The sequence below is a fragment of the Pseudomonas sp. TAE6080 genome, from assembly GCF_018732265.1.
Taxonomy (GTDB): domain Bacteria; phylum Pseudomonadota; class Gammaproteobacteria; order Pseudomonadales; family Pseudomonadaceae; genus Aquipseudomonas; species Aquipseudomonas brenneri.
In genome coordinates, this window is the sequence record NZ_JAHIDY010000018.1 from 26,835 (window position 1) to 50,575 (window position 23,741).

The 23,741-nt window shown below is 60.2% G+C and carries 19 protein-coding genes; 12 read left to right on the top strand and 7 right to left on the bottom strand.

Features of this window, described 5'->3' with window-relative positions; all coding sequences use genetic code 11:
• The first annotated feature begins 16 nt into the window (after window positions 1-16).
• From tig to KL786_RS15110, 6 genes are all read left to right on the top strand, one after another.
• Window positions 17-1,327 (top strand): trigger factor, encoded by a 1,311-nt coding sequence (gene tig, locus KL786_RS15085; RefSeq protein WP_215518121.1) that lies wholly within the window; start codon window positions 17-19, stop codon window positions 1,325-1,327.
• A 92-nt stretch (window positions 1,328-1,419) separates the two neighbouring features.
• Entirely contained in the window at window positions 1,420-2,055 is a 636-nt protein-coding gene (gene clpP, locus KL786_RS15090; protein ID WP_029298421.1) for an ATP-dependent Clp endopeptidase proteolytic subunit ClpP, read from the top strand.
• A gap of 112 nt (window positions 2,056-2,167) precedes the next feature.
• Entirely contained in the window at window positions 2,168-3,451 is a 1,284-nt protein-coding gene (gene clpX, locus KL786_RS15095) for an ATP-dependent Clp protease ATP-binding subunit ClpX (RefSeq protein ID WP_159936188.1), read from the top strand.
• 160 nt (window positions 3,452-3,611) lie between these two features.
• Window positions 3,612-6,008 carry an endopeptidase La gene (lon, locus tag KL786_RS15100; RefSeq protein ID WP_032860280.1) on the top strand — a complete coding sequence of 799 codons (2,397 nt, stop codon included), beginning with the start codon at window positions 3,612-3,614 and terminating at the stop codon, window positions 6,006-6,008.
• A 146-nt stretch (window positions 6,009-6,154) separates the two neighbouring features.
• Window positions 6,155-6,427 carry an HU family DNA-binding protein gene (locus KL786_RS15105; protein ID WP_215518122.1) on the top strand — a complete coding sequence of 91 codons (273 nt, stop codon included), beginning with the start codon at window positions 6,155-6,157 and terminating at the stop codon, window positions 6,425-6,427.
• A gap of 229 nt (window positions 6,428-6,656) precedes the next feature.
• A complete protein-coding gene (locus tag KL786_RS15110; RefSeq protein ID WP_215518123.1) occupies window positions 6,657-8,528 on the top strand; it encodes a SurA N-terminal domain-containing protein in 1,872 nt (623 codons plus the stop codon).
• Between the two features lie 156 nt (window positions 8,529-8,684).
• Here KL786_RS15110 and KL786_RS15115 read toward each other — a convergent pair whose 3' ends face one another.
• Entirely contained in the window at window positions 8,685-9,869 is a 1,185-nt protein-coding gene (locus KL786_RS15115; protein ID WP_215518124.1) for an MFS transporter, read from the bottom strand.
• Between the two features lie 127 nt (window positions 9,870-9,996).
• Between KL786_RS15115 and KL786_RS15120 the strand changes: the two genes are divergently transcribed.
• The gene (locus KL786_RS15120; RefSeq protein WP_215518125.1) at window positions 9,997-10,941 is read left to right on the top strand and encodes a LysR family transcriptional regulator; all 945 of its coding nucleotides are present in this window, start codon (window positions 9,997-9,999) and stop codon (window positions 10,939-10,941) included.
• A gap of 44 nt (window positions 10,942-10,985) precedes the next feature.
• A complete protein-coding gene (locus KL786_RS15125; protein ID WP_215518126.1) occupies window positions 10,986-11,747 on the top strand; it encodes a DUF2242 domain-containing protein in 762 nt (253 codons plus the stop codon).
• A gap of 267 nt (window positions 11,748-12,014) precedes the next feature.
• On the opposite strand, the gene KL786_RS15130 is transcribed toward KL786_RS15125, so the two are convergent.
• Window positions 12,015-13,055 (bottom strand): AraC family transcriptional regulator, encoded by a 1,041-nt coding sequence (locus KL786_RS15130; RefSeq protein ID WP_215518127.1) that lies wholly within the window; start codon window positions 13,053-13,055, stop codon window positions 12,015-12,017.
• 4 nt (window positions 13,056-13,059) lie between these two features.
• Entirely contained in the window at window positions 13,060-14,190 is a 1,131-nt protein-coding gene (locus KL786_RS15135; RefSeq protein ID WP_215518128.1) for a carbon-nitrogen hydrolase family protein, read from the bottom strand.
• 211 nt (window positions 14,191-14,401) lie between these two features.
• On the opposite strand from KL786_RS15135, the gene KL786_RS15140 reads away from it, so the two are divergent.
• Together KL786_RS15140 and KL786_RS15145 are read left to right on the top strand one after the other, a co-directional pair.
• Window positions 14,402-16,441, top strand: a complete 2,040-nt coding sequence (locus KL786_RS15140) for an NADPH-dependent 2,4-dienoyl-CoA reductase (protein ID WP_215518129.1) — start codon at window positions 14,402-14,404, stop codon at window positions 16,439-16,441.
• A gap of 57 nt (window positions 16,442-16,498) precedes the next feature.
• On the top strand, window positions 16,499-17,389 hold the full coding sequence (locus KL786_RS15145; protein ID WP_215518130.1) for a 1-aminocyclopropane-1-carboxylate deaminase/D-cysteine desulfhydrase: 891 nt from the start codon (window positions 16,499-16,501) through the stop codon (window positions 17,387-17,389).
• Here KL786_RS15145 and KL786_RS15150 read toward each other — a convergent pair.
• The 3 genes from KL786_RS15150 to KL786_RS15160 form a co-directional block, all read right to left on the bottom strand.
• A complete protein-coding gene (locus tag KL786_RS15150) occupies window positions 17,386-17,931 on the bottom strand; it encodes a cytochrome b (RefSeq protein WP_032860270.1) in 546 nt (181 codons plus the stop codon). The two genes, KL786_RS15145 and KL786_RS15150, sit on opposite strands and share 4 nt — an antisense overlap.
• Before the next feature lie 114 nt (window positions 17,932-18,045).
• Window positions 18,046-18,873: a phosphonoacetaldehyde hydrolase gene (phnX, locus tag KL786_RS15155; RefSeq protein WP_032860269.1), complete on the bottom strand. Its 828-nt coding sequence runs from the start codon at window positions 18,871-18,873 to the stop codon at window positions 18,046-18,048.
• Window positions 18,874-19,022: 149 nt separating this feature from the next.
• A complete protein-coding gene (locus tag KL786_RS15160; protein ID WP_215518131.1) occupies window positions 19,023-20,132 on the bottom strand; it encodes a 2-aminoethylphosphonate--pyruvate transaminase in 1,110 nt (369 codons plus the stop codon).
• Window positions 20,133-20,244: 112 nt separating this feature from the next.
• Here KL786_RS15160 and KL786_RS15165 point away from each other — a divergent pair, with 112 nt between their 5' ends.
• Entirely contained in the window at window positions 20,245-21,105 is an 861-nt protein-coding gene (locus KL786_RS15165) for a LysR substrate-binding domain-containing protein (protein WP_215518132.1), read from the top strand.
• Between the two features lie 90 nt (window positions 21,106-21,195).
• On the opposite strand, the gene KL786_RS15170 is transcribed toward KL786_RS15165, so the two are convergent.
• Entirely contained in the window at window positions 21,196-22,071 is an 876-nt protein-coding gene (locus KL786_RS15170; RefSeq protein ID WP_090290805.1) for a LysR substrate-binding domain-containing protein, read from the bottom strand.
• Between the two features lie 266 nt (window positions 22,072-22,337).
• Here KL786_RS15170 and KL786_RS15175 point away from each other — a divergent pair, with 266 nt between their 5' ends.
• Entirely contained in the window at window positions 22,338-23,663 is a 1,326-nt protein-coding gene (locus KL786_RS15175; RefSeq protein ID WP_215518133.1) for an MFS transporter, read from the top strand.
• The last annotated feature ends 78 nt before the right edge of the window (window positions 23,664-23,741 follow it).

Consider the following 23,741-nt stretch of genomic DNA (forward strand, 5'->3'; position numbering starts at 1 on the left):
GCAACGAGGAATATCCATGCAAGTTTCTGTTGAAAATACTACTGCTATCGAGCGCCGCATGAGCATCACCGTGCCGGCAGAGCGCATCGAGACCGCGGTCAACAAGCGTCTGCAGCAGACTGCCCAGAAGGCCAAGATCGCTGGTTTCCGTCCAGGCAAAGTGCCGATGAGCGAAATCAAGCGCCGTTTTGGTGCTGATGCGCGTCAAGATGCCGTAGGCGACGTGATCCAGGCTTCCTTCTACGAAGCTGTTGTCGAGCAAAAGCTGAACCCGGCTGGCTCGCCTTCCATCGAGCCTAAGTCCCTGGAAGCTGGCAAGGACCTGGAATACGTTGCCGTATTCGAAGTGTTCCCAGAGTTCGAAGTGGCTGGTTTCGAAGGTATCGAAATCGAGCGCCTGAGCGCCGAAGTGGCTGATGCCGACCTGGACAACATGCTGGAAATCCTGCGCAAGCAGAACACCCGTTTTGAAGTGGCCGATCGCACCGCCCAGAACGAAGACCAGTTGAACATCGATTTCGTTGGCAAGGTTGACGGCGAAGTATTCGCTGGCGGCTCGGCCAAGGGCACCCAGTTGGTTCTGGGTTCCAACCGCATGATCCCGGGTTTCGAAGACGGCCTGGTTGGCGCTAAAGCCGGCGAAGAGCGTGTCCTGAACCTGACTTTCCCTGCTGACTACCAAAACCTGGACCTGGCTGGCAAAGCTGCCGAGTTCACCGTGACGGTCAACAGCGTTTCCGAGCCTAAGCTGCCAGAGCTGAACGAAGAGTTCTTCGCCCAGTTCGGTATCAAGGAAACCGGTATCGAAGGTTTCCGCGCCGAAGTTCGCAAGAACATGGAGCGTGAGCTGCGCCAGGCCATCAAGTCCAAGGTCAAGAACCAGGTTATGGATGGTCTGCTGGCCGCCAACCCGATCGAAGTGCCTAAGGCTCTGCTGTCCAACGAAGTGGATCGCCTGCGCGTACAAGCTGTTCAGCAGTTTGGTGGCAACATCAAGCCTGACCAACTGCCGGCCGAGCTGTTCGAAGAGCAAGCCAAGCGCCGTGTCGTGCTGGGCCTGATCGTGGCTGAAGTGGTCAAGCAGTTCGACCTCAAGCCTGACGAAGACCGCGTTCGCGAAATGATCCAGGAAATGGCCTCGGCCTACCAGGAGCCTGAGCAGGTCGTGGCTTGGTACTACAAGAATGACCAGCAGCTGAACGAAGTCCGTTCGGTTGTGCTGGAAGAACAAGTTGTGGATACTGTTCTGCAGAAGGCTAAGGTGACCGACAAAGCGGTCTCTTACGAAGAAGCAGTCAAGCCGGCTGAAGCAGCACAAGCCGACTGATTGTCCAACTCGTTTGAAAATACACCCATAAGCCAGCCTCGCGCTGGCTTATGCGTATTCAAGACATGACTATTTGGGAGTAACTGCAGAGCATGTTCCGTAATTCGTATATTCAGCAGAACTCTGATATCCAGGCCGCAGGCGGCCTGGTCCCGATGGTTGTCGAGCAATCTGCTCGTGGCGAACGCGCCTATGACATCTACTCGCGCCTGCTCAAGGAACGAGTGATCTTTCTGGTTGGTCCGGTAGAGGACTACATGGCCAACCTGATCTGTGCGCAACTGCTGTTCCTTGAAGCGGAAAACCCGGACAAGGACATCCATCTCTACATCAACTCCCCAGGCGGTTCGGTAACGGCGGGCATGTCGATCTACGACACCATGCAGTTCATCAAGCCGAATGTATCCACCACGTGCATTGGCCAGGCCTGCAGCATGGGTGCATTCCTGCTGACAGCCGGTGCCGAAGGCAAGCGTTTCTGCCTGCCCAACTCGCGCGTGATGATTCACCAGCCACTGGGCGGTTTCCAGGGGCAGGCATCGGACATCGAGATCCACGCCAAGGAAATCCTGTTTATCCGCGAGCGTCTCAACACGCTGATGGCCAAGCACAGCGGGCACACCCTGGAAGAAATCGAGCGCGATACCAACCGCGACAACTTCATGAGTGCCGAGGCCGCGCGTGAATACGGGCTGATCGACGCCGTGATCGACAAGCGCCCCGCTTAATATAAGCAGCTCAAAATAGGGCTGGTCGGCATGTCCGACCACAGGCGGGCTTGAAAAAGCCCGCATAAGCCTTCATCTTGTGTTGCAAGCCTATCGGATTTGGATCGAACGAATGACTGACACCCGCAACGGCGAGGACAACGGCAAGCTGCTCTATTGCTCCTTCTGTGGCAAAAGCCAGCATGAAGTGCGCAAATTGATTGCCGGCCCCTCGGTCTTTATCTGCGACGAGTGCGTCGACCTGTGCAATGACATCATCCGTGAGGAGGTGCAGGAGGCACAGGCTGAAAGCAGCGCGCATAAATTGCCTTCGCCTAAAGAAATCAGCGGCATCCTTGACCAATACGTGATTGGTCAAGAGCGTGCAAAGAAGGTTCTGGCCGTAGCGGTGTACAACCACTACAAGCGCTTGAACCAGCGTGACAAGAAAGGTGACGAAGTCGAACTCGGCAAGAGCAACATCTTGCTGATCGGTCCTACAGGCTCGGGTAAGACCCTGCTTGCAGAAACCCTCGCTCGCCTGCTGAACGTTCCGTTCACCATCGCCGACGCCACCACCCTCACCGAGGCTGGCTACGTGGGTGAGGATGTCGAGAACATCATTCAGAAACTGCTGCAGAAGTGTGACTACGACGTAGAAAAAGCCCAGATGGGTATTGTCTATATCGATGAAATCGACAAGATTTCGCGCAAGTCCGACAACCCGTCGATCACTCGGGATGTTTCCGGTGAAGGCGTGCAGCAAGCCCTGCTGAAGCTGATTGAAGGCACGGTCGCTTCCGTACCGCCCCAAGGCGGCCGCAAGCACCCGCAGCAGGAGTTCCTGCAGGTTGATACGCGCAACATCCTGTTTATCTGTGGCGGCGCGTTCTCCGGTCTGGAAAAGGTTATCCAGCAGCGTTCCACTCGGGGCGGCATTGGTTTCAGTGCAGAAGTGCGCAGCAAGGAAGAAGGCAAGAAGGTGGGCGAGTCCCTGCGTGAAGTCGAGCCTGACGATTTGGTCAAGTTCGGTCTGATCCCGGAATTCGTTGGTCGTCTGCCGGTTCTGGCCACGTTGGACGAGCTGGATGAGGCTGCTCTGATTCAGATCCTCACCGAGCCGAAAAACGCCCTGACCAAGCAATACGCCAAGCTGTTCGAAATGGAAGGCGTGGACCTTGAGTTCCGTTCTGACGCGCTCAAGTCGGTGGCCAAGCGGGCACTGGAGCGCAAGACCGGTGCACGCGGTTTGCGTTCGATTCTCGAAGGCGTACTGCTCGACACCATGTACGAAATCCCCTCGCAGTCCGAGGTGAGTAAAGTGGTGATCGACGAAAGCGTTATAGAAGGTAAGTCCAAGCCACTGTATATCTACGAAAACAGTGAGCCGGCTGCCAAGGCTGCGCCAGACGCATAAGCGTTGCGCAGTTTCGGTACAAACAAGGGGCCTCTAGGGGCCCCTTTGTTTTTCATGAGAATTTTTACTGTGTGTAACTGCCAGCATTGAGCTTGTTTTTTTTACACATAGCCCCCATCTTGGTTTCAAGCTTACTTTCATCTGTCATAGAGGCGAAATCATGAAGACAACCATTGAATTGCCTCTCCTGCCATTGCGTGATGTGGTTGTGTATCCGCACATGGTTATCCCGCTGTTCGTGGGGCGCGAGAAGTCTATCGAAGCCCTTGAGGCAGCGATGACGGGCGACAAGCAGATCCTGCTGTTGGCCCAGAGAAACCCGGCTGACGACGATCCTGGCGAAGACGCCCTGTATCGTGTCGGTACTATTGCAACCGTTCTGCAATTGCTCAAACTGCCGGATGGCACCGTCAAGGTGCTGGTCGAAGGTGAGCAGCGCGGGGCGGTCGAGCGCTTCATGGAGGTGGATGGCCACCTGCGCGCGGAAGTGGCATTGATCGACGAAGTCGATGCACCTGAGCGTGAATCCGAAGTCTTTGTGCGTAGCCTGCTGTCCCAGTTCGAGCAATACGTGCAACTGGGTAAGAAAGTCCCGGCTGAAGTCCTGTCCTCCCTCAACAGCATCGATGAGCCAAGCCGCCTGGTCGACACCATGGCCGCGCACATGGCGCTGAAGATCGAGCAGAAGCAGGACATCCTCGAAATCATCGACCTGTCGACCCGGGTCGAGCACGTCCTGGCCCTGCTGGATGCCGAGATTGACCTGTTGCAGGTCGAGAAGCGCATTCGTGGCCGCGTGAAGAAACAGATGGAGCGCAGCCAGCGCGAGTACTACCTGAATGAGCAGATGAAGGCCATTCAGAAGGAACTCGGCGATAGCGAGGAAGGCCACAACGAAATCGAAGAGCTGAAAAAGCGCATCGACGCCGCTGGCCTGCCGAAAGACGCCCTGACCAAAGCCACTGCCGAGCTGAACAAGCTCAAGCAAATGTCGCCGATGTCGGCCGAAGCCACCGTGGTTCGTTCCTACATCGACTGGCTGGTGCAGGTACCGTGGAAAGCCCAGACCAAGGTACGCCTGGACCTGGCGCGTGCCGAAGACATCCTTGATGCCGATCACTACGGCCTTGAAGAGGTCAAGGAGCGCATCCTCGAATACCTCGCCGTGCAGAAGCGGGTGAAGAAGATTCGCGGCCCGGTGTTGTGCCTGGTGGGTCCTCCTGGCGTGGGTAAAACCTCGTTGGCCGAGTCGATCGCCAGTGCGACAAACCGTAAATTCGTGCGTATGGCCCTCGGTGGTGTGCGTGACGAAGCGGAAATTCGCGGTCATCGCCGGACTTACATCGGTTCGATGCCGGGAAGATTGATTCAAAAGATGACAAAAGTCGGGGTGCGCAACCCGCTGTTCCTGCTCGATGAAATCGACAAAATGGGCAGCGACATGCGTGGCGATCCAGCATCGGCCCTGCTGGAAGTACTCGACCCCGAGCAGAACCACAATTTCAACGATCATTACCTGGAAGTCGATTACGACTTGTCTGACGTAATGTTCCTGTGCACCTCCAACTCCATGAACATTCCGCCAGCCTTGCTGGACCGGATGGAGGTGATTCGTCTGCCGGGTTACACCGAAGACGAGAAGATCAATATCGCGGTCAAATACCTTGCGCCCAAGCAGATTTCGGCCAATGGCCTGAAGAAGGGCGAGATCGAATTCGATGTCGAGGCGATCCGCGATATCGTGCGCTACTACACTCGCGAGGCCGGTGTGCGGGGGCTTGAGCGCCAGATTGCGAAAATTTGCCGCAAGGCGGTCAAGGAACATGCACTGGAAAAACGCTTCTCCGTGAAGGCTACGGCCGACTCGTTGGAGCATTACCTGGGTGTGCGTAAATTCCGCTACGGTTTGGCCGAGCAGCAGGACCAGGTAGGGCAGGTGACTGGCCTGGCGTGGACCCAGGTAGGCGGCGAATTGTTGACTATCGAAGCCGCAGTGATTCCTGGCAAAGGGCAATTGATCAAGACCGGTTCTTTGGGTGACGTGATGGTCGAGTCCATCACCGCCGCGCAGACCGTGGTGCGCAGTCGCGCCCGTAGCCTGGGAATCCCCCTGGACTTCCACGAGAAGCACGACACTCACATCCACATGCCTGAGGGGGCTACACCCAAAGACGGCCCTAGCGCTGGCGTAGGCATGTGCACGGCCCTGGTCTCGGCCCTGACCGGCATCCCGGTACGCGCTGATGTGGCCATGACCGGGGAAATTACCCTGCGTGGTCAGGTATTGGCCATCGGTGGCTTGAAAGAGAAATTGCTTGCTGCACACCGCGGTGGTATCAAGACCGTGATCATTCCGGAAGAGAATGTTCGCGATTTGAAGGAAATTCCTGACAACATTAAGCAGGATCTGCAGATTAAACCGGTTAAATGGATTGACGAGGTCCTGCAAATTGCGCTGCAATACGCGCCGGAGCCCTTGCCGGATGTGGCTCCCGAGATAGTCGCGAAGGACGAAAAGCGCGAGACTGACTCTAAGGAAAGAATTAGCACGCATTAATACGTTTAAGCCTGGGGGCTTCCTTGACAGATTTTTAGAGCCCTTGTTATAAAGCGGCTCTTAAGTGTCTGTAGGCCATTCAGCACTGGTTTTTGCTTTCACCAAAAAACTTAGAATCATACTCAATAGATATAAGGGGACTTAGAGTGAACAAGTCGGAACTGATTGATGCTATCGCCGCATCTGCTGATATCCCGAAAGCCGCTGCTGGCCGTGCGCTGGACGCAGTAATCGAATCCGTCACTGGCGCTCTCAAGGCCGGCGACTCCGTGGTACTGGTAGGTTTCGGTACTTTCTCTGTGGCCGATCGTCCAGCTCGCACTGGCCGTAACCCACAGACTGGCAAAGCACTGCAAATCGCGGCTGCCAAGAAACCAGGTTTCAAAGCCGGTAAAGCCCTGAAAGAAGCCGTTAACTAAGCTTCGTTCAAGCCTTTGCCTATCCGGGCCGGACGCAGGTCTGGCCTGGCAGCGGAGCGGCAACTGACCCAAGTATCCATTGGGTCGCTACGCCGGGGGGCGGGTTCAACACCCGTCCGTTCCGCCAGTTACGAGAAGGCGCATCCTCGGATGCGCCTTTCTTCTATCCGGATTCTACCCACGCTCCACGGTTGCCTAATTTTGAAGTTCAACCGTTTCTGGGGGACGCATGCTGCAGAATATCAGGGACAATTCACAAGGCTGGATTGCCAAGACCATTATCGGGCTCATCGTTGTACTGATGGCCTTCACCGGTATCGAGGCCATTTTCCAGGCTACGACCAACAGCCAGGACGCGGCCAAGGTCAATGGTGAAGAAATCAGTCAGAACGAGCTGAGCCAGGCCGTCGACATGCAACGTCGGCAGCTGATGCAACAATTGGGCAAGGACTTTGACGCGTCCTTGCTGGATGAAAAAATGCTGCGCGAAGCGGCCCTCAAGGGCCTGATCGATCGTAAGCTGCTGCTGCAAGGCGCGGCCGATTCGAAGTTCTCCTTCTCGGAAGCTGCACTGGACCAAGTGATCCTGCAGACGCCGGAATTCCAGGAAGACGGCAAGTTCAGCGCTGAACGCTTCGACCAGGTGATCCGTCAACTGGGCTACAGCCGGATGCAGTTCCGTCAGATGCTGACCCAGGAAATGCTCATCGGCCAACTGCGCGCAGGCATTGCCGGCAGCGGTTTTGTTACCGACCAGGAAGTGCTGAACTTCGCGCGTCTGGAAAAACAGACCCGTGATTTCGCCACCGTCAGCGTCAAGGCCGACCCGGCTGCCGTGAAACTCACCGACGACGAGGTCAAGGCTTACTACGACCAGCACGCCAAGGAGTTCATGACCCCGGACCAGGTCGTCATCGATTACCTGGAGCTGAAGAAGGCTTCGTTCTTTGACCAGGTAACGGTCAAGGACGATGAGCTGCAGGCCCTGTACGAGAAAGAAACCGCCAACCTCGCTGAACAGCGTCGTGCCGCGCACATCCTGATCGAAGTCAACGACAAGATGACCGAGGCGCAAGCCAAGGCCAAGATCGAAGAAGTCCAGGCGCGCCTGGCCAAGGGCGAAAGCTTCGAGGCCCTGGCCAAGGAGTTCTCCCAGGATCCAGGTTCGGCCAACAATGGCGGCGACCTGGGTTTTGCAGGCCCTGGCGTCTACGATCCTGACTTCGAAACCGCCCTGTACGCCTTGAACAAGGACCAGGTCTCGGCGCCGGTACGTTCCAGCTTCGGCTGGCACCTGATCAAGCTGTTGGGCGTTGAAGCACCTGAAGTGCCATCGTTCGCCAGCTTGAAAGACAAGCTGACCCGCGAGCTGAAGACCCAGCAAGTGGAGCAACGCTTCGTCGAGGCGACCAAGCAACTGGAAGATGCGGCATTTGAAGCCTCCGATCTGGCCCAGCCGGCATCGGACCTGAAGCTGACCGTACACACCTCGGCGCCGTTTGGCCGTGAAGGTGGTGAAGGCATCGCGGCCAACCGTGCCGTGATCCAGGCTGCTTTCAGTCCTGAAGTGCTGGATGAAGGTGCCAACAGCACCGCTATCGAGCTGGATCCGGAAACCATCGTGGTCCTGCGCGCCAAAGAGCACCGCAAGCCTGAGCAACTGCCACTGGCAAGCGTGGAAACGGCCATCCGTGCACAGTTGACCAAGGAGCGTGCAAGCGCTGCGGCGAAGACTCACGCTGACGAACTGATCGCCAGCCTGCGCGATGGCAAGTTGCCATTGGATAAGCCGGTTGATGGCCAGGCCTGGAAAGTCACTGAAGCAGCCACCCGTGGCCAGGAAGGCGTTGAACCTGCCGTGCTGCAGGCTCTGTTCCGCATGGCCAAGCCGGCGGCTAAGGACAAACCGACCTTTGCCGACGTGACCCTGCCTGACGGCAGCTTGATGATCGTACGCTTGAACAGCGTCAACGAAGGGGCTGCGCCGACCGATGAAGAGAAGGAGCAGTATCGTCGCTTCCTCGCTTCGCGGGTTGGTCAGCAAGACTTCGCTGCGTTCCGCAAGGAACTGGAAGCCAAGGCTGATATCAAGCGGTTCTGATGGTGTGATACCGCTTCAAAAAAAGACCCCGGCCTGAAAGCCGGGGTCTTTTTTTGCCTGCTCATCAGCCCCGCCAAGCTGATGTAGGAGCGAGCTCGCTCGCGAAGAACCTGAGAGCGCCGTGATCGTTAACGTCTTTCGCGAGCAAGCTCGCTCCTACATAAGCTTGGCGCTTCGGGTCTGTAAGGTTGCGATCAACGCCAACATGGCCAAGCCCGCGACCACCCAGGGAAACGACATCACGCCCCATCCCTGAAGCAGTACGCCGCCTAGCAGCCCTCCGCCGGCAATCCCCAGGTTCCACACCGTTACCAGCATCGACTGTGCAGCGTCCGCCGAGTCATCTGCCGACTTGGCCAGTGCGGTTTGCAGCAAGGCAGGCAAGCCGCCAAATGCCAGGCCCCAGATGGCCACTGACAGGTAGACGACTTCGGTAGACGCGGTCCAGAGGCCCAAGGCCAACGCCGCAGCCGCAAACAGCGCGCAACTGATCACCAGCAAGGCCGCCAGCAGGCGATCAATCAACAGGCCGACGATCCAGATCCCCATCAGTGCGGCCAGGCCAAACACCAGCAGCACCTGGTCAATGTCAGCGGCGATCCCGGCGGGCACCAGGAACGGCGCGATGTAGGTGTACAGAATGTTATGCGCCAGCACGTAGGTAAAGGTCACCCACAGCACCGGACGCACCCCCGGCAAGCGCAGGACCTGGCGTAAGCCCAGACGCTGTTGCGCCCCTTGCCCGGCAAAATCGGGCACCTGCCAGCGTACCCACGCCAACAGCACCACGGTCAGCCCGGTCATGATCGCAAAGCTCAAGCGCCAGCCTACCGTCGTGCCGAGAAAGGTCCCGGCCGGCACCCCGAGGGACAGCGCCAGGGGGGCACCAAGCATCGCCACGGCAATCGCCCGGCCTTGCAGGTGTGGTGCCACCATGCGGCTGGCATATCCCGCCAGCAGCGCCCAGAGCAAGCCCGCAAAGACTCCGGCCAGCAAGCGCGCAACCAGGGTCAGCCAATAGACACTGGAAAGCGCCGTGACACTGTTGGCCAGCGCAAAGCCGCCAATGGCGATCAGCAGCAAGGGCCGGCGCCGCCAGCCACGGGTGGCGATGGTCAAGGGGATGGCGGCCAGCAACGAACCAAGGGCATACAGCGTCACGAGTTGGCCGACCAGCGCCTCGCTAACCCCCAGGCCGGCGCTCATCTGGGGCAGCAGGCCGGCGGGCATCGCTTCGGTGAGTATGGTGATGAAACCGGCGGTGGCCAGCGCCAGCAAACCCATCATGGGCAGGCGTTCGTGGGGGCTGGAAAGGCATTGGGTTGTACTGCTGTCGTTCATGTGGCTCGGCTCCGTATTCAAGGCATCAGGGCATTGGGGGCAGAGTAGGGGGCTGAAGCGTTGGGAAAAATAGGCTAAGGTTCCGAACTTATCGGATATTTATGTCCGTAATCAGCAGGAAGGGACTATGGACAGCCTGGGCAGTATTTCGGTGTTTGTGCAGGTCGCGGAAACTCGCAGCTTTACCCAGGCCGGTCGCGTGTTGGGGGTGTCTTCATCGGCCGTCGGCAAAAGTATTGCGCGTATGGAGCAACGCCTGGGTGTGCGCCTGTTTCATCGCAGCACCCGCAGTATCACCCTGACTGCCGAGGGCGCACTGTTCCTCGAACGATCGCGGCGGATCCTGGCTGAGGTGGACGCGGCGGAGCAGGAATTGATCGAAGCGACGGCCATCCCCCGTGGCAAATTGCGGATCAGCTTGCCCCAGGTCAGGGGCTTGTTGATGCCGGTGCTGACCGAGTTCATGCGGGCTTATCCGGATATCGAGTTGGACGTGGATTTTTCCGACCGCATGGTGGATGTGATCGAAGAGGGATTCGATGCCGTGGTGCGCACCGGCAAGCCCGAGGATTCGCGGCTGACGGCCCGACTGCTGGGGCACTATCGGTTGGTGTTGGTGGGATCGCCACAGTACTTCGCCCTACATGGCACACCGGTTTGTCCTACGGATTTGAATCGCCACGCCTGCCTGCGCCACAAATTCTGCGCCACGGGCAAGCTGGAAGCCTGGCCATTGCGCCTTCTGCCGGGTGAGCCCGAGCCGGTGTTGCGCGCGCCGCTGGTCAGCAGCACCATCGAGTCGTTGAACCATGTGGTGCATGAAGGCCTGGGGATCGCCTGCCTGCCGGACTTCATGGTTCGTGAATCCGTGGAACAGGGCCGCCTGCAACGGGTACTGGACGATTACCTGGAGCACCACGGCAGCTTCTGGATGCTATGGCCGTCAAGTCGGCATGCCTCGGCCAAACTGCGGGTGTTTATCGATCATATGAGTGCCAGGCTTTTTCCTACGCCAGGCGTCACGTCTGCCACTGGCGTTTTACCCACAGGAATCCGCGCGCAGACCACATGATCTGTTGCACAATACCGCCCTGACCGTTTTCCTCAGGATCATCAATGTCGACTTCATTTCACTTGCGTGGCCTTGCGCTTGCGCTGGTGCTGGCAGGCGCCACGGGCTGCTCGTCGCCCAAGACCGCTATCTACGAACATGAGAATTTCGACGACTCCGGTACGTTTTCACGCAATTACCCGGTCAGCGATGTCGCGGCCTGCGAAGCGGCACGCCGGGCGTTGCTCAGCCAGGGCTATATCATCACCAGCAGCGACCCCAAGCTGGTGAGCGGTAACAAGAGTTTCCAGCAGACCGGTGAGACCCATCTGCAGATCAGTTTCAATGTGGTCTGTGCCGAAGATGGCAGCGGTGAGCATCATGCGACCATGTTTGCCAACGCCCTGCAGGATCGCTATGCGCTGAAGAAGGTCAACAACTCCGCCAGTCTCGGGGTCGGCGTGCTCGGCTCGGTATCGATGCCGATTGGTTCCACCGATGATTCCATGGTCAAGGTGGCCAGCGAGACGGTTACATCGCCGAAGTTCTATGACCGCTACTTTGCGTTGGTGGACGTGTTCCTGCCGCAGGAGAAACCAGCGGCACCGGTGCCTGAAGCACCCAAGGCCGAATTGGGCGTGCCGGAGCCGAAGGCGGCCGAGCCGGTTGCGCCGATTGCACCGCTAGTCGAGCCCGAGGTTTCGCAGCCGTTGGCACCGCCAGCCGATGCAGCGCCGATTGCGCCAGAGCAACCGGCCGTCCCCGTGGACACCACGCCCACCTTGCCGGCTCCGACCGAAGCCATCCCGCCACTGCCAACCCCATAATCCCTGCAGGAGCTGGTAAGCCGGCTCCTGCATAAATTCTCAAGACGTTGCTACGTTTAATCCTTAAGTGCGGTTACACATCTTGACGCATACATTTTTCCGTCATGAAGGCACTTTAGGCTGGTGATGCGGGTCACTAAGCAGTCACCCACCTCAATGTAAGGAGCCGAGAATGGACGATTATCAAGAAGAGCTGTTGGAGTATCAGGCATTCGAGCTCGATCCCCTGGATCCGGCCGATGATGCCACCGAGCTGTAGGACAGACGTCAGGCGGAATGCCGCTGACTGCGGCGAAATTCCCCTGGGGTCTGGCTGTTCCAGCGCTTGAAGGCCCGTTGAAAGGCTTCCGCTGAGGCAAAACCGAGCAAATAGGCAATTTCCCCAAACGCCAGTTCCGTGTCGCGAATGTAGGTCATGGCCAGGTCGCGGCGGGTGTCGTTGAGAATCGCGCGAAACTGTGTGCCTTCCTCGGCCAGTTTGCGCCGCAAGGTCCAGGTCGGCAGCTTCAGGCGCGCGGCCACTTCTTCCAGGTCGGGCTCCCGGCCGCCATTGAGCATCGGCCCCAGCAAGCGAGTGATGCGCTCGCGCAGGCTGCGGGTGCGCGTCAGTTGTTCCAATTCCCTTTCACACAGTTGCAACAACAAGTGCCAGGTACTCGGGCAGTGCTGCGGGTTGCGCAGGCCCAGGCTGTGCTGGCTCAGGCGCAGTTGATTGAGTTCGGCGCCGAACTGCACCGGGCAATCGCCCAGCACGCTATAGCTGGCGCTGTAGTCTGGCGCGGCGAATTCGATTTCGATCCGCTCGGCCAGCACCGGCTGCTGGCACAAGGTCGCCATCTGATGCAGCCAGCCAGCGAGAATCGAATCCACCACGAAGCGGTTATAGGCGTTGTAGGGGCTGATGGAATAGAAGCGCAACCAGGCGCCCTGGGCGTCCTCATGAAAGCTGGATTGGCCACGGTAATTGGCACCGTACAGCGCCTCGAAGCGCGTCAGGGTGCGCACGGCTTCGCGCACGGTGGGGGCCTGGGCGGCGGTGACACCGGCCAGGCCGAGCTGGTTCATGCGACTGAATTGGCCCATGCGCAGGCCCAGGCCGGGATCGTTGGTCAACTGGATGGCCGCATGGCCCAGGCGCATGTAGCGGGGGATCGACAGGCGCGCACCGGGTTCGCTCAAACGTGCCGGGTCGAGGCCGTATTGCAACAGCAGCGGCTGCGGGTCCAGGCCATGGCTGAGGATGGCATCGGCCACGGTATGCACGATGCCCACCGATAAATCCCCGAGGCGCATCGGTGCCGGTTTCATGGGCTTATAGCCACACGTTCAGCAAGCGCGCACCACGCGCGTTGCCATCGGCGAAGACCTGGCCCTGGGCGCTGAGGAAACTCTGGCCGCTGGTGCCCTGGTCCCAGAATTGGCCGCGCATGAACACGCTGATGCCCGCGCCGGCCAGGCTGATCGGCGCCTGGCTGATCAGGCTCAGGCGATGCCAGGCCTCGCCTTCGCTGAGTTCTTCGGGCTTGAGGCTGACTTCCGGTGGCGTGGATACGCTCTTGAAACCGCGCCACGGCTTGTCCCAGGTATCCCGGCCAATCACCAACGCCGGCACCGCGACCAATTGCGCGCCTTGTTCGTTGAGCTTGCGGTAGTTGTCCGGGTACCAACTGTCGCTGCCGATCAGGATGCCCAGGCGCCCGGCAGGGGTGTCGATGACATTGACCACGCCTTCGTCACCCGGCGCGATAAAGCCGCGCTCATCAAAGATCGGGTAGAGCTGGCGTTGGGGCTGGCCCAGGGGCAGGCCATCGCGGTCGAACACTAGGCTGGTGTTGTACAGCGCACCATGGCCAACCTGCAGTTGGCCCTGGCTGACGCTCGGGTTGGGCAGGGCGATGGAGCCGGCCACCAGCGTCACCCCGAATTCCTTGGCCAGGCCGCCAAACAGCACCTGGTAATCGCGGGCCATGGCCGGGGCTTTCATGCGCAGGTAGGCGTCGTCCAGGCGGTTGTCGCCCTGGGCACTGATCAGTGCGCGCAGGAACAGCAATGGGTTGCTTGCCGACAGCCAGTTCATCGCCTCTTTAAGGCTGGTGGCCTGGTACAGCTCGTTTTTTTCGCCACTGACCATCAACCAGGTGCCGACATGTTCCGGCAGGACCACGATGGTTTTGTCGTTGAGCAGGCCCATGTCCCGGGCGTTGCGCAGGTACGCCGAGAGCTTGAGGTGCAAGCGCTCCAGGCTCTGGTAGTCAGCGGGGAACAGTTCTGGCTGGATGCCCAGCAGGTTGCCGTGATCGGCGGGCGTACCCTGGTTGACGGCCAGGTTGATCCGCAGGTCCGACAGGTAATGCCCCACGGGGCGCTCCTGGGTCCAGACCAGATAGGCGGAAACGGCGGCGACCAGGGCCATGGTGAGGGTCAAGGCAAGTAATTTACGCATGGAGAACAGACAACAGGCCGTGTGCAGGGTTCGCCCTCTAGGGTAGGGCGCGTTGTCACGCTTGCCAAGGGGCGTTGCACATTTGGATCAATAACTTGTCAGTTTCAGTCATTGAGCGCCAAGGGTATGGCTCTTAGTCTGTGGGACATAAACCGATGGCCTGCCATTCGAGCCTGCCACGTCCCGTGATGATCCGTTGTGGAGCTGTACCATGACCGCTGCTGCCTACCCGCACCTGCTGGCCCCGTTGGACCTGGGTTTTACTACCTTGCGCAATCGCACCTTGATGGGTTCGATGCACACCGGCCTTGAAGAAAAGCCCGGTGGCTTCGAACGCATGGCTGCTTATTTCGCCGAGCGTGCCCGTGGCGGTGTGGGCCTGATGGTCACCGGCGGCATTGGCCCGAACGATGAGGGTGGGGTGTATTCCGGGGCCGCCAAGCTGACCACCGAAGCCGAGGCGCTCAAGCACAAGATCGTCACCCAGGCGGTACACGAGGCGGGTGGCAAGATTTGCATGCAGATCCTCCATGCCGGGCGTTATGCCTACAGCCCCAAACAAGTCGCGCCAAGCGCGATCCAGGCGCCGATCAACCCGTTCAAGCCAAAGGAGCTGGACGAGGAAGGCATCGAAAAGCAGATCAGTGATTTTGTCACCTGCTCCGTATTGGCCCAGGTCGCCGAGTACGACGGTGTGGAAATCATGGGCTCGGAAGGTTATTTCATTAACCAGTTCCTCGCCGCCCACACCAACCATCGTACCGACCGTTGGGGCGGTGCCTACGAAAACCGCATGCGCCTGCCGGTGGAAATCGTGCGTCGGGTGCGCGAAGCCGTGGGGCCGAACTTCATTATTATCTTCCGCCTGTCGATGCTCGACCTGGTGGAAGGCGGTAGCACCTGGGAAGAAATCGTGCAACTGGCCAAGGCCATCGAGCAGGCGGGCGCGACGATTATCAACACCGGCATCGGCTGGCATGAAGCGCGTATTCCGACCATCGCCACCAAAGTACCGCGCGGAGCATTCAGCAAAGTCACGGCCAAGCTGCGTGGCGCGGTGCAGATCCCGTTGATCACCACCAACCGCATCAACACCCCGGAAGTGGCCGAGCAGATCCTCGCCGAAGGCGATGCCGACATGGTGTCCATGGCCCGTCCTTTCCTTGCCGACCCGGAGTTCGTCAACAAGGCCGCCGCTGGCCGTGCCGACGAAATCAACACCTGCATCGGCTGCAACCAGGCCTGCCTGGACCACACCTTCGGTGGCAAATTGACCACCTGCCTGGTCAACCCGCGCGCCTGCTACGAGACCGAGCTCAACTATCTGCCGGTCACCCAGGTCAAGAAGATCGCCGTGGTGGGTGCCGGCCCTGCCGGTCTGGCAGCCGCTACCGTCGCCGCCGAGCGTGGCCATCAAGTGACGCTGTTTGATTCGGCCAGCGAGATCGGCGGCCAGTTCAACGTGGCCAAGCGCGTGCCGGGCAAGGAAGAGTTTTTCGAAACCCTGCGTTACTTCAAGCGCAAGTTGCAGACCACCCATGTCGAACTGTGCCTCAACACCCGTGTGGATGTGGCGCAACTGGCGGCCGGTGGTTACGACGAGATCATTCTCGCCACGGGTATTGCGCCACGTACCCCGGCAATCCCCGGCGTGGAAAACGCCAAGGTGCTCAGTTACCTGGACGTGCTCCTGCAGCGCAAACCGGTCGGCCAGCGCGTGGCGGTGATCGGTGCTGGCGGTATCGGCTTTGACGTTTCGGAGTTCCTCGTGCATCAGGGCGTGTCCACCAGCCTGGACCGCGAAGCGTTCTGGAAAGAGTGGGGCATCGACACCCACCTTGAAGCGCGCGGCGGTGTGGCCGGCATCAAGCCCCAGCCCCATGCCCCGGCCCGTGAAGTATTCCTGTTGCAGCGCAAGGCTTCCAAGGTCGGCGATGGCCTGGGCAAGACCACCGGCTGGATCCACCGCACGGGCCTGAAGAACAAGCAGGTGCAGATGCTCAATAGCGTCGAGTACCTGAAGATCGACGATCAGGGCCTGCATATCCGTATCGGCGCCGAGGGTGAGCCCCAAGTGCTGGCGGTGGACAACATCGTCATCTGCGCAGGCCAAGACCCGCTGCGCGAACTGCAGGACGGCCTGGTCGCCGCTGGCCAGAACGTGCACCTGATCGGCGGTGCCGATGTGGCCGCCGAGCTGGACGCCAAGCGCGCCATCAACCAGGGCTCGCGTCTCGCCGCCGAGCTGTAAGACCCGGGAAGGGGCGGTGTTAGACTACCGCCCCTTTTTTCATGCAGACATGCCCTGATGGGTCCTTTCGATTGGCTTCCCCAGGCTCCCCTTGAACCCTTGCAGCTGGATTGGCTGAACGGGGTCGAGGTGGCCGTGCTGCGCCTGGACCGCATCGACCCGCTGATCAGCGGCAACAAGTGGTTCAAGCTCACCGAGCACCTGGCCCAGGCGCAACAGGCTGGCGCCACGGGCATCATCAGCCTGGGCGGGGCCTACTCCAATCACTTGCACGCCCTGGCGGCAGCCGGCAAACGCTTCGGTTTTGCCACTGTCGGCCTGTTACGCGGGCATCCCCAAGACACTCCGACGGTTCTTGACCTGCAAGCTTTGGGCATGCAACTGCACTGGCTGGGCTACGGCGGCTACCGCGCGCGCCATGCGCCGGACTTCTGGTTGCCGTGGTGCGAGCGCTACCCGCATCTGCATCCCGTGCCTGAAGGCGGCGGCGCATTGGCCGGGGCGTTGGGCTGCGGGGTGTTGGTCGAGCAGGCCCGACGGCAGTTGCATACCCTGGGTTGGGCTGATTACGACGCCTGGTGGTTGGCGGCTGGCACGGGCACCACACTGGCTGGGTTGGTGCTGGCGGAGGCGGGTGCCCACCCTGTGTATGGGGCACTGGCGGTGCCGGATGATCACGGCGTTGCGCAGAACGTGCAGGCCATCGTGCAGGGCGGGTATGAACTACTGGATGCCAGCCGTGGCGGCTTTGCCAAGGTCGATCAGCCATTGCTTGAGTTTATCGCCACTACTGAACAGGCCAGCGGCATGCCGTTGGAGCCGCTGTACACCGGCAAGGCACTGCTGGCGCTCAAGCAGCAGATCGAAGCCGGGCGTTTTGCCCCCGGCACTCGCTTGATCTTTGTGCACACCGGCGGCCTGCAAGGCCGCCGGGGTTTTGCGGACTAACGCTTGGGCAACATGCGCAACACGGTGTTATCGCGCATGAAGTAGTGGTGATACAGGCCAGCAGCTGCGTGCAGGCCGATCAGCCAGTAACCGATGGTGCCGCCCAGCACGTGCCAGCCTTCGATCTGCTTGGCCAGGTCTTTGTTTTCGCCGATCAACGGTGGCAACTCAAGCCCGTAGAACCACACCGAATGCCCTTCGGCACTGACGATCAGCCAGCCGAAGATCGGCATGCCGATCATGAACACATACAACGCCACGTGCATCAGGGTCGCCAGCAAGGTTTGCCATTGCGGCGGCGCGGGCAAAATCTTCGGCGCCACGCCAAGGCTGCGAGCAAACAGGCGCAGCCAGACCAGTACGAACACGGTCAGGCCGAACATGAAGTGCAACTCCTTGATTAACGTGCGTCCGCCACTGCCTTTGGGGAAAATCCCGCGAAATTCAATGGTGGCGTAGACCGCGACCAGCAGCACCAGCATCAGCCAGTGCAGGGCGATGGACATCGTACTGTAACGGGATTCACTGTTTTTCCACGGCATCGCGTCTTTCCTCACTCATCAGGGGCAAACCTCCGTTCTTTGGCGACGAAGTCCCTTCAGCCTAACCCTGTTATGCAAGGTTTGCCCGAGTGAGGGGCGATGTATTGACCGCTATCAGATGCCTTGCGGCATTTCACCGCGGGCCAGGCGCTGATTGATGTCGGCGATCACGCCGGGCAGGTCGGTGATGGTGTCGATTAGGTAGTGCGGGCGCGAGCCGGCAAATAGCGTTTCGATACGCTTGCGTTCGCTGGCCAGTGTTGCAGGGTCGAGGGCGCGGAACTGCTCGTAGGTCAGGCCCAGGGCGTTGCCCGAGCAGGTCAGCGCCACGGTCCACATCCCGGCGCGGCGGCCTTCGAGGATGCCCGGCACGGTGTCGTCGATCTTCACGCAGGCGGCCACGTCATCGATACCCAGGGCAATCACGTTGGCCAGGGCCTGGGCCGGCCAAGGGCGGCCATTGGGCACTTCGTCGGTGGCCACCACGTGGTCGGCGATATAGCCGTTGGTGGCGGCCAGTTCGACCACCTTGTCCATCACTTGCTTGGGGTAGCCGGAGCAGGAGCCGATCTTGATCCCTTGCGCACGCAGTGCGGCGATGGTCTCCAGGGCACCGGGAATCAGCGCCGAGTGTTCGGCGATCTTCTCGATCTGCAGCGGCATGAAGCGCTCGTAGATGGCGGTCACGTCAGCGTCGGTCGGCGTACGGCCGAAGGCCTTGCGATAGCGCTCGGCCACTTGCGGCTGATCACACAGGGTGCGGATGTGGTCCCACTTGCCCATGCCCATCGGGCCACGGGCTTCTTCGATGGACACCTGCACGTCGAACTCGGCGAAGGCCTCGACAAAAATCTGCGTGGGGGCGAAGGAGCCGAAGTCGACCACGGTGCCGGCCCAGTCAAGGATGGCGGCCTGCAGGGTGTTGGGGTTTTGATAGTTCATGGTGAAAATCCTATGGCTAATGGGGCGTTTTTTTGTAGGAGCGAGCTTGCTCGCGAAAAACCTGAGGGCGCCGCTGTGAACCAGGCTGCCCGCGTTATCGTTAACGATCTTCGCGAGCAAGCTCGCTCCTACAATTGGAATGGGGTGGATTAGATAGCGAGCACTTCCATCTCTTGCAGCGCCTGGGCAATCGCCGCCACCGCCGCTTGCATCTCGGCCTGGTTGACGTGACCGATGCAGCCGACGCGGAAGGTTTCGACCTGGGTCAATTTGCCCGGATACAAAATGAACCCCTTGGCCTTGACCCGCTCGTAGAAGTCCTTGAACTGGTAGCGCGGATCGTTCGGCGCATGAAAGGTGACGATGATCGGCGCCTGGATTGCTGCGGGCAGGAAGCTGTGCACGCCGATCTTGGCCATGCCGTCCAATAGCGTCTGGCAGTTGTCTGCATAGCGCTGATGGCGGGCCGGCAAACCGCCTTCCTCGTTGTATTGCAGCAGCGCTTCATGCAGCGCCGCTACGACATGGGTCGGCGGAGTAAAGCGCCATTGGCCGGTCTTGGCCATGTAGGCGTGTTGGTCGAACAGATCCATGGCCAGGGAATGGCAGTTGCCTTGGGCGGCGGCCAACGCTTGTTTTTTGGCAAAGACAAAGCCCATGCCCGGCACGCCTTCCAGGCACTTGCCTGATGCCGCGATCAGGGCGTCAAACGGCACTTGGGCCGCGTCGATGGGCAGCGCGCCAAAGGAACTCATGGCGTCGATGATCAGGCGTTTGCCGTGGTGCTGGATGACCTGGGCGATCTCCGGCAGTGGGTTGAGGATGCCGGTGCTGGTTTCGCAGTGGATCAGCGCGACATGGGTGATGCTGCTGTCAGCCTGCAACAGCCGATCCACATCAGCGGCGGTGGTGGGCTGGTCTTCAGCGGTTTCGAAGGTGCTGAACGGGCGGCCGAGCACTTCGCAGATCTTCGCCAGGCGCTTGCCGTAGGCACCGTTGATCAGCACCAGCACTTTGCCATCCCGTGGCACCAGGGTGCCGATCGCGGCTTCGACGGCAAAGGTGCCGCTGCCCTGCAAGGGCACGCAGTGATGGCTGTCGCCACCATTGATGATCGCCAGCAGTTGCTCGCAGAGGCTGGCGGTCAGTTGGTTGAAGCGGTCATCCCACGAACCCCAGTCAACCATCATCGCCTGGCGGGTGCGGGCGGACGTGGTCAGGGGCCCAGGTGTGAGCAGGATCGGCGCGGCAGTACTCATTCTCATGTCCTCGCAAAGCAGTGGGATGAAGCTACGGGACATAAATTGCAGTTTGGCTTGTCATCAATCAAATTGTTTGTTGTTATGCCAGCCATCAGTGAGGCCGATAGCTATGAATCTTTTCCAACTCCGTGCATTTGACGCCGTGGCCCGGGACGGCAGTTTTACCCGTGCCGCCGCGCGTCTGTTTATCAGCCAGCCCGCCGTGACCGGGCATATCAAGGCGCTGGAAGAGCACTACCAGATCACTCTGCTGCGGCGTACCGCGCGGCGGGTCGAGTTGACGGAAGAGGGGATCAAGCTTGCGGCCATCACCCGCAGTATCTTCGGCCAGGTGGATGAAGCGCAGACGCTGCTTGAAGCCAACCGGCAACTGCTGACTGGGCGCCTGGAAGTGGCGGCGGATGGGCCACACATGGTCATGCCGATGCTGGCGCGCCTGCGTGCGCGCTACCCGGGGATTACCGTCAACCTGCGTTTGGGCAATGCCCAGGAAACCCTGGCGGCGCTGCTGTCCGAGCATGCGGATGTGGCGGTGTTGACTGAGGTTGAACCGCGCAAGGGCTTGCATTTGCAGCCGTTGAGCGAGTCACGGATCTGCGCGCTGGTGCCCGCCGGCCACTCATGGCTGGCAGACCCGGCCGGTATCCGCCTGGAGCAACTGGACCAAGTGATCATGGTGCTGCGTGAGCCCAGTTCCATCACGCGCCGGACTTTCGACGACGCCTGTGCCGAGGCGGGCATCAATCCCCGGGTGCTGCTGGAGCTGGACAGTCGTGAGGCGGTGACGGAAGCGGTGGCCGCCGAGTTGGGGGTGGGTGTGGTGTCGTCGGTAGAAGTCAGCCGTGACCCGCGGGTGCATGCGATTCCTATCCAGGGCGAGGGCTTGCTGAACCAGCATATGCTCGGCTGCATGGAGCGGCGCCGGGAGTTGCGCTTGATTCAGGCGTTTTTCGAACTGGCCTCCAGTTGATGGGTGTTGATCAGACTCTGTGGCGAGGGGGGCCATCAATTAAGCGCAGATCCCACATTTGATCTTTGCTGCTTTGAGCATTGTGTTCGCTCAGGTATCGAGGCTCTCGCGGACAATCTCCAGAAAGGTTGCCACCACCCGCCGCGAACTCTGCTCTTTGAGGCACACCAACGTTTCCTTCATGCGCTGGGTGCAATCGCGAATCGGCATGGCATACACCCGTGAGTCCGCACCGAATTCCGACGCCGAGACCACGCCCACGCCAATCCCCACCACCACCGCTTCACGGGCGGCCTCGCGGCCTTCTACCTGGATCGCCGGGCGAATCCGCAGCCCGGCCTGGTGCATCTCCCGCTCCAGGGTCTGACGGGTTACCGAGCCGGTTTCCCGCAGGACCAGAGGTGTGTCATCCAGGTCCGCCAGTTCGATGAATTCACGCCCGGCCCACGGGTGGTTGCGTGCAACAAAGGCCAGCATCGGGTCATCGCGCAGCGGGATCGAGAGCAGGCGTTCATCGTCGACGTCGCGTCCCACCAGCGCCAGGTCAGCCTGATAGTTGTACAGGCGATACAGCGCATCATCGGTGTTGCCGGTCTCGATCTTTACCGTGATGCCCGGATAACGCTCGCAAAACTGCGCGATCTGCGGCAGTACATGCACCGGCGCATCCACGGCCAGGGTCAGGCTGCCGGTCTGCAAGGCCTTGGAGTCTTGCAGCAGTTCCTCGGCCTCGGCGGCGATCACAAACAGGCGCTGGGTGATACTCAGCAGGCGCTCGCCCAGGTCGGTCAGGCGCACGGAGCGCTTGTTGCGGTGGAACAACAGCACGCCGAAGCGCTCTTCGAGTTTGCGCACCTGGTCAGAAATGGCCGGCTGGGTGAGGAACAGTCGCTCGGCTGCCAGGGTAAAGCTGCCGTGGACCGCTACCGCATGGAAGGCTTTGAGTTGTGCATGGGAAACCGACATCGCATGACCTCTTACAAGCTGAGCTTATATTTGAAATACGATAAATCGATTTTACCTATTAGTCAGCCATTGCTTTGATAGCCCTCAGTCGCCGTAGGTTGAGTCCTACAACTTCGGCGATCATGGGTCGTTGCGTGCAACCTTGCAGGACTCATCTGACCAGTACCCGGCGCCCTGCGACCCGGTACTGCAGTGCAAAACAATAAAAACACAGGCAATTGCTTCTCGATTCTGCCGGCACACTCACACCTGAGGTCAGAACCACCATGAATATCCCTATGGGTAGCATCAAGCGTTGGCGCGTGCAGATTTTCGCCATCACCTGGCTGGCCTATGCCGCCTTCTATTTCACCCGCAAAGCGTTTTCCGTGGCCAAGCTCGGCATCGTCGACGACCCGAACTTCCCGCTGGACAAGATGATGATGGCCAACCTCGATGGCCTGTACCTGGCGGCGTACGCCGTCGGCCAGTTCACCTGGGGCATGTTGGCCGACCGTTTCGGGCCACGGGTGGTGGTGCTCGGTGGCCTGGTGATTTCCGCGCTGGCCGCGTTGGTGATGGGCACCTTTGCCACGTTGCCGATCTTTATCAGTTGCATGCTGATCCAGGGCCTGGCGCAGTCCACCGGCTGGTCGGGCCTGTGCAAGAACCTCGGCAGTTTCTTCCCGGCGCAACAGCGTGGGCGGGTGCTGGGGCTTTGGAGTTCCTGCTATGCCTTTGGCGGCCTGGTGGCGTCACCGTTTGCCGGGTGGTGGGCCTATACCCTGATCGGTAGCTGGCACGCAGCGTTTATTTCCAGCGCGGCGGTGGTGGCAGTGGTGGCGGTGCTGTTTTTCATCTTCCAGCGCAACACCCCGCAGGATGTCGGTTTGCCCGCCGTGGAGCCGGAGCCCGCCTTGAGTGCAGAAGAGGCGGCAGCAGCCAGCAAGGTCAGCATTCTTGAACCGTTGCGCGAGATCTTGCGCAACCGCACGGTGCTGACCCTGGGCCTGGCGTATTTCCTGTTGAAGCCGGCGCGTTACGCGATCCTGTTGTGGGGCCCGGTAATCGTCTACGAGCAGATGCCGTCGGTGGGCAAGGTCGGCGCAGCCATTGTGCCCACCGCGTTCGAGCTGGCGGGGCTGCTGGGGCCGATCATGATTGGCCTGGCGTCCGACAAGCTGTTCGGTGCGCGGCGCATGCCGGCCTGTGTCCTCAGCCTGCTGGCGCTGACTGTGTCACTGGCGTTGTTCATGGGCGCGTTGCACACCGGCAGTGTGTTGCTGGTGATGGCCTTGCTGTTTGTCATGGGCCTGACCCTGTACGGGCCGGACTCGATGATCAGCAGCACCGCCGCGATCGATTTCGGCACCGCCAAGGCCGGTGCCACGGCGGCCGGGTTCGTCAACGGCTGCGGTTCGGTGGGGGCGATCCTCGGTGGCCTGCTGCCGGGTTACTTCGACACGGTGACGGTGTTTATCGTATTTGCCGGTTGCGCGTTGTTCTCTTCGCTGGTGCTGATGCCTTACTGGAACGCTCGGCCTGCGGTATTGGCGCAAGTCGGGGACTTTGTGCCGGATCGCGCCATGGCAATCAAACCCCTGCGCACCTGAGCCACCTGTGTCGCTGGCCGGTTTTTTGGTGGAAGAGAGTGTTTTTGCCCTATAAACTCTGCCGCCAAAGCGCCGGCC

Coding starts and splice junctions, on each gene's coding strand:
- tig (WP_215518121.1), top strand. CDS start 17: ATGCAAGTTTCTGTTGAAAATACTACTGCTATCGAGCGCCGCATGAGC.
- clpP (WP_029298421.1), top strand. CDS start 1,420: ATGTTCCGTAATTCGTATATTCAGCAGAACTCTGATATCCAGGCCGCA.
- clpX (WP_159936188.1), top strand. CDS start 2,168: ATGACTGACACCCGCAACGGCGAGGACAACGGCAAGCTGCTCTATTGC.
- lon (WP_032860280.1), top strand. CDS start 3,612: ATGAAGACAACCATTGAATTGCCTCTCCTGCCATTGCGTGATGTGGTT.
- KL786_RS15110 (WP_215518123.1), top strand. CDS start 6,657: ATGCTGCAGAATATCAGGGACAATTCACAAGGCTGGATTGCCAAGACC.
- KL786_RS15115 (WP_215518124.1), bottom strand. CDS start 9,869: ATGAACGACAGCAGTACAACCCAATGCCTTTCCAGCCCCCACGAACGC.
- KL786_RS15120 (WP_215518125.1), top strand. CDS start 9,997: ATGGACAGCCTGGGCAGTATTTCGGTGTTTGTGCAGGTCGCGGAAACT.
- KL786_RS15125 (WP_215518126.1), top strand. CDS start 10,986: ATGTCGACTTCATTTCACTTGCGTGGCCTTGCGCTTGCGCTGGTGCTG.
- KL786_RS15130 (WP_215518127.1), bottom strand. CDS start 13,055: ATGAAACCGGCACCGATGCGCCTCGGGGATTTATCGGTGGGCATCGTG.
- KL786_RS15135 (WP_215518128.1), bottom strand. CDS start 14,190: ATGCGTAAATTACTTGCCTTGACCCTCACCATGGCCCTGGTCGCCGCC.
- KL786_RS15140 (WP_215518129.1), top strand. CDS start 14,402: ATGACCGCTGCTGCCTACCCGCACCTGCTGGCCCCGTTGGACCTGGGT.
- KL786_RS15145 (WP_215518130.1), top strand. CDS start 16,499: ATGGGTCCTTTCGATTGGCTTCCCCAGGCTCCCCTTGAACCCTTGCAG.
- KL786_RS15150 (WP_032860270.1), bottom strand. CDS start 17,931: ATGCCGTGGAAAAACAGTGAATCCCGTTACAGTACGATGTCCATCGCC.
- phnX (WP_032860269.1), bottom strand. CDS start 18,873: ATGAACTATCAAAACCCCAACACCCTGCAGGCCGCCATCCTTGACTGG.
- KL786_RS15160 (WP_215518131.1), bottom strand. CDS start 20,132: ATGAGTACTGCCGCGCCGATCCTGCTCACACCTGGGCCCCTGACCACG.
- KL786_RS15165 (WP_215518132.1), top strand. CDS start 20,245: ATGAATCTTTTCCAACTCCGTGCATTTGACGCCGTGGCCCGGGACGGC.
- KL786_RS15170 (WP_090290805.1), bottom strand. CDS start 22,071: ATGTCGGTTTCCCATGCACAACTCAAAGCCTTCCATGCGGTAGCGGTC.
- KL786_RS15175 (WP_215518133.1), top strand. CDS start 22,338: ATGAATATCCCTATGGGTAGCATCAAGCGTTGGCGCGTGCAGATTTTC.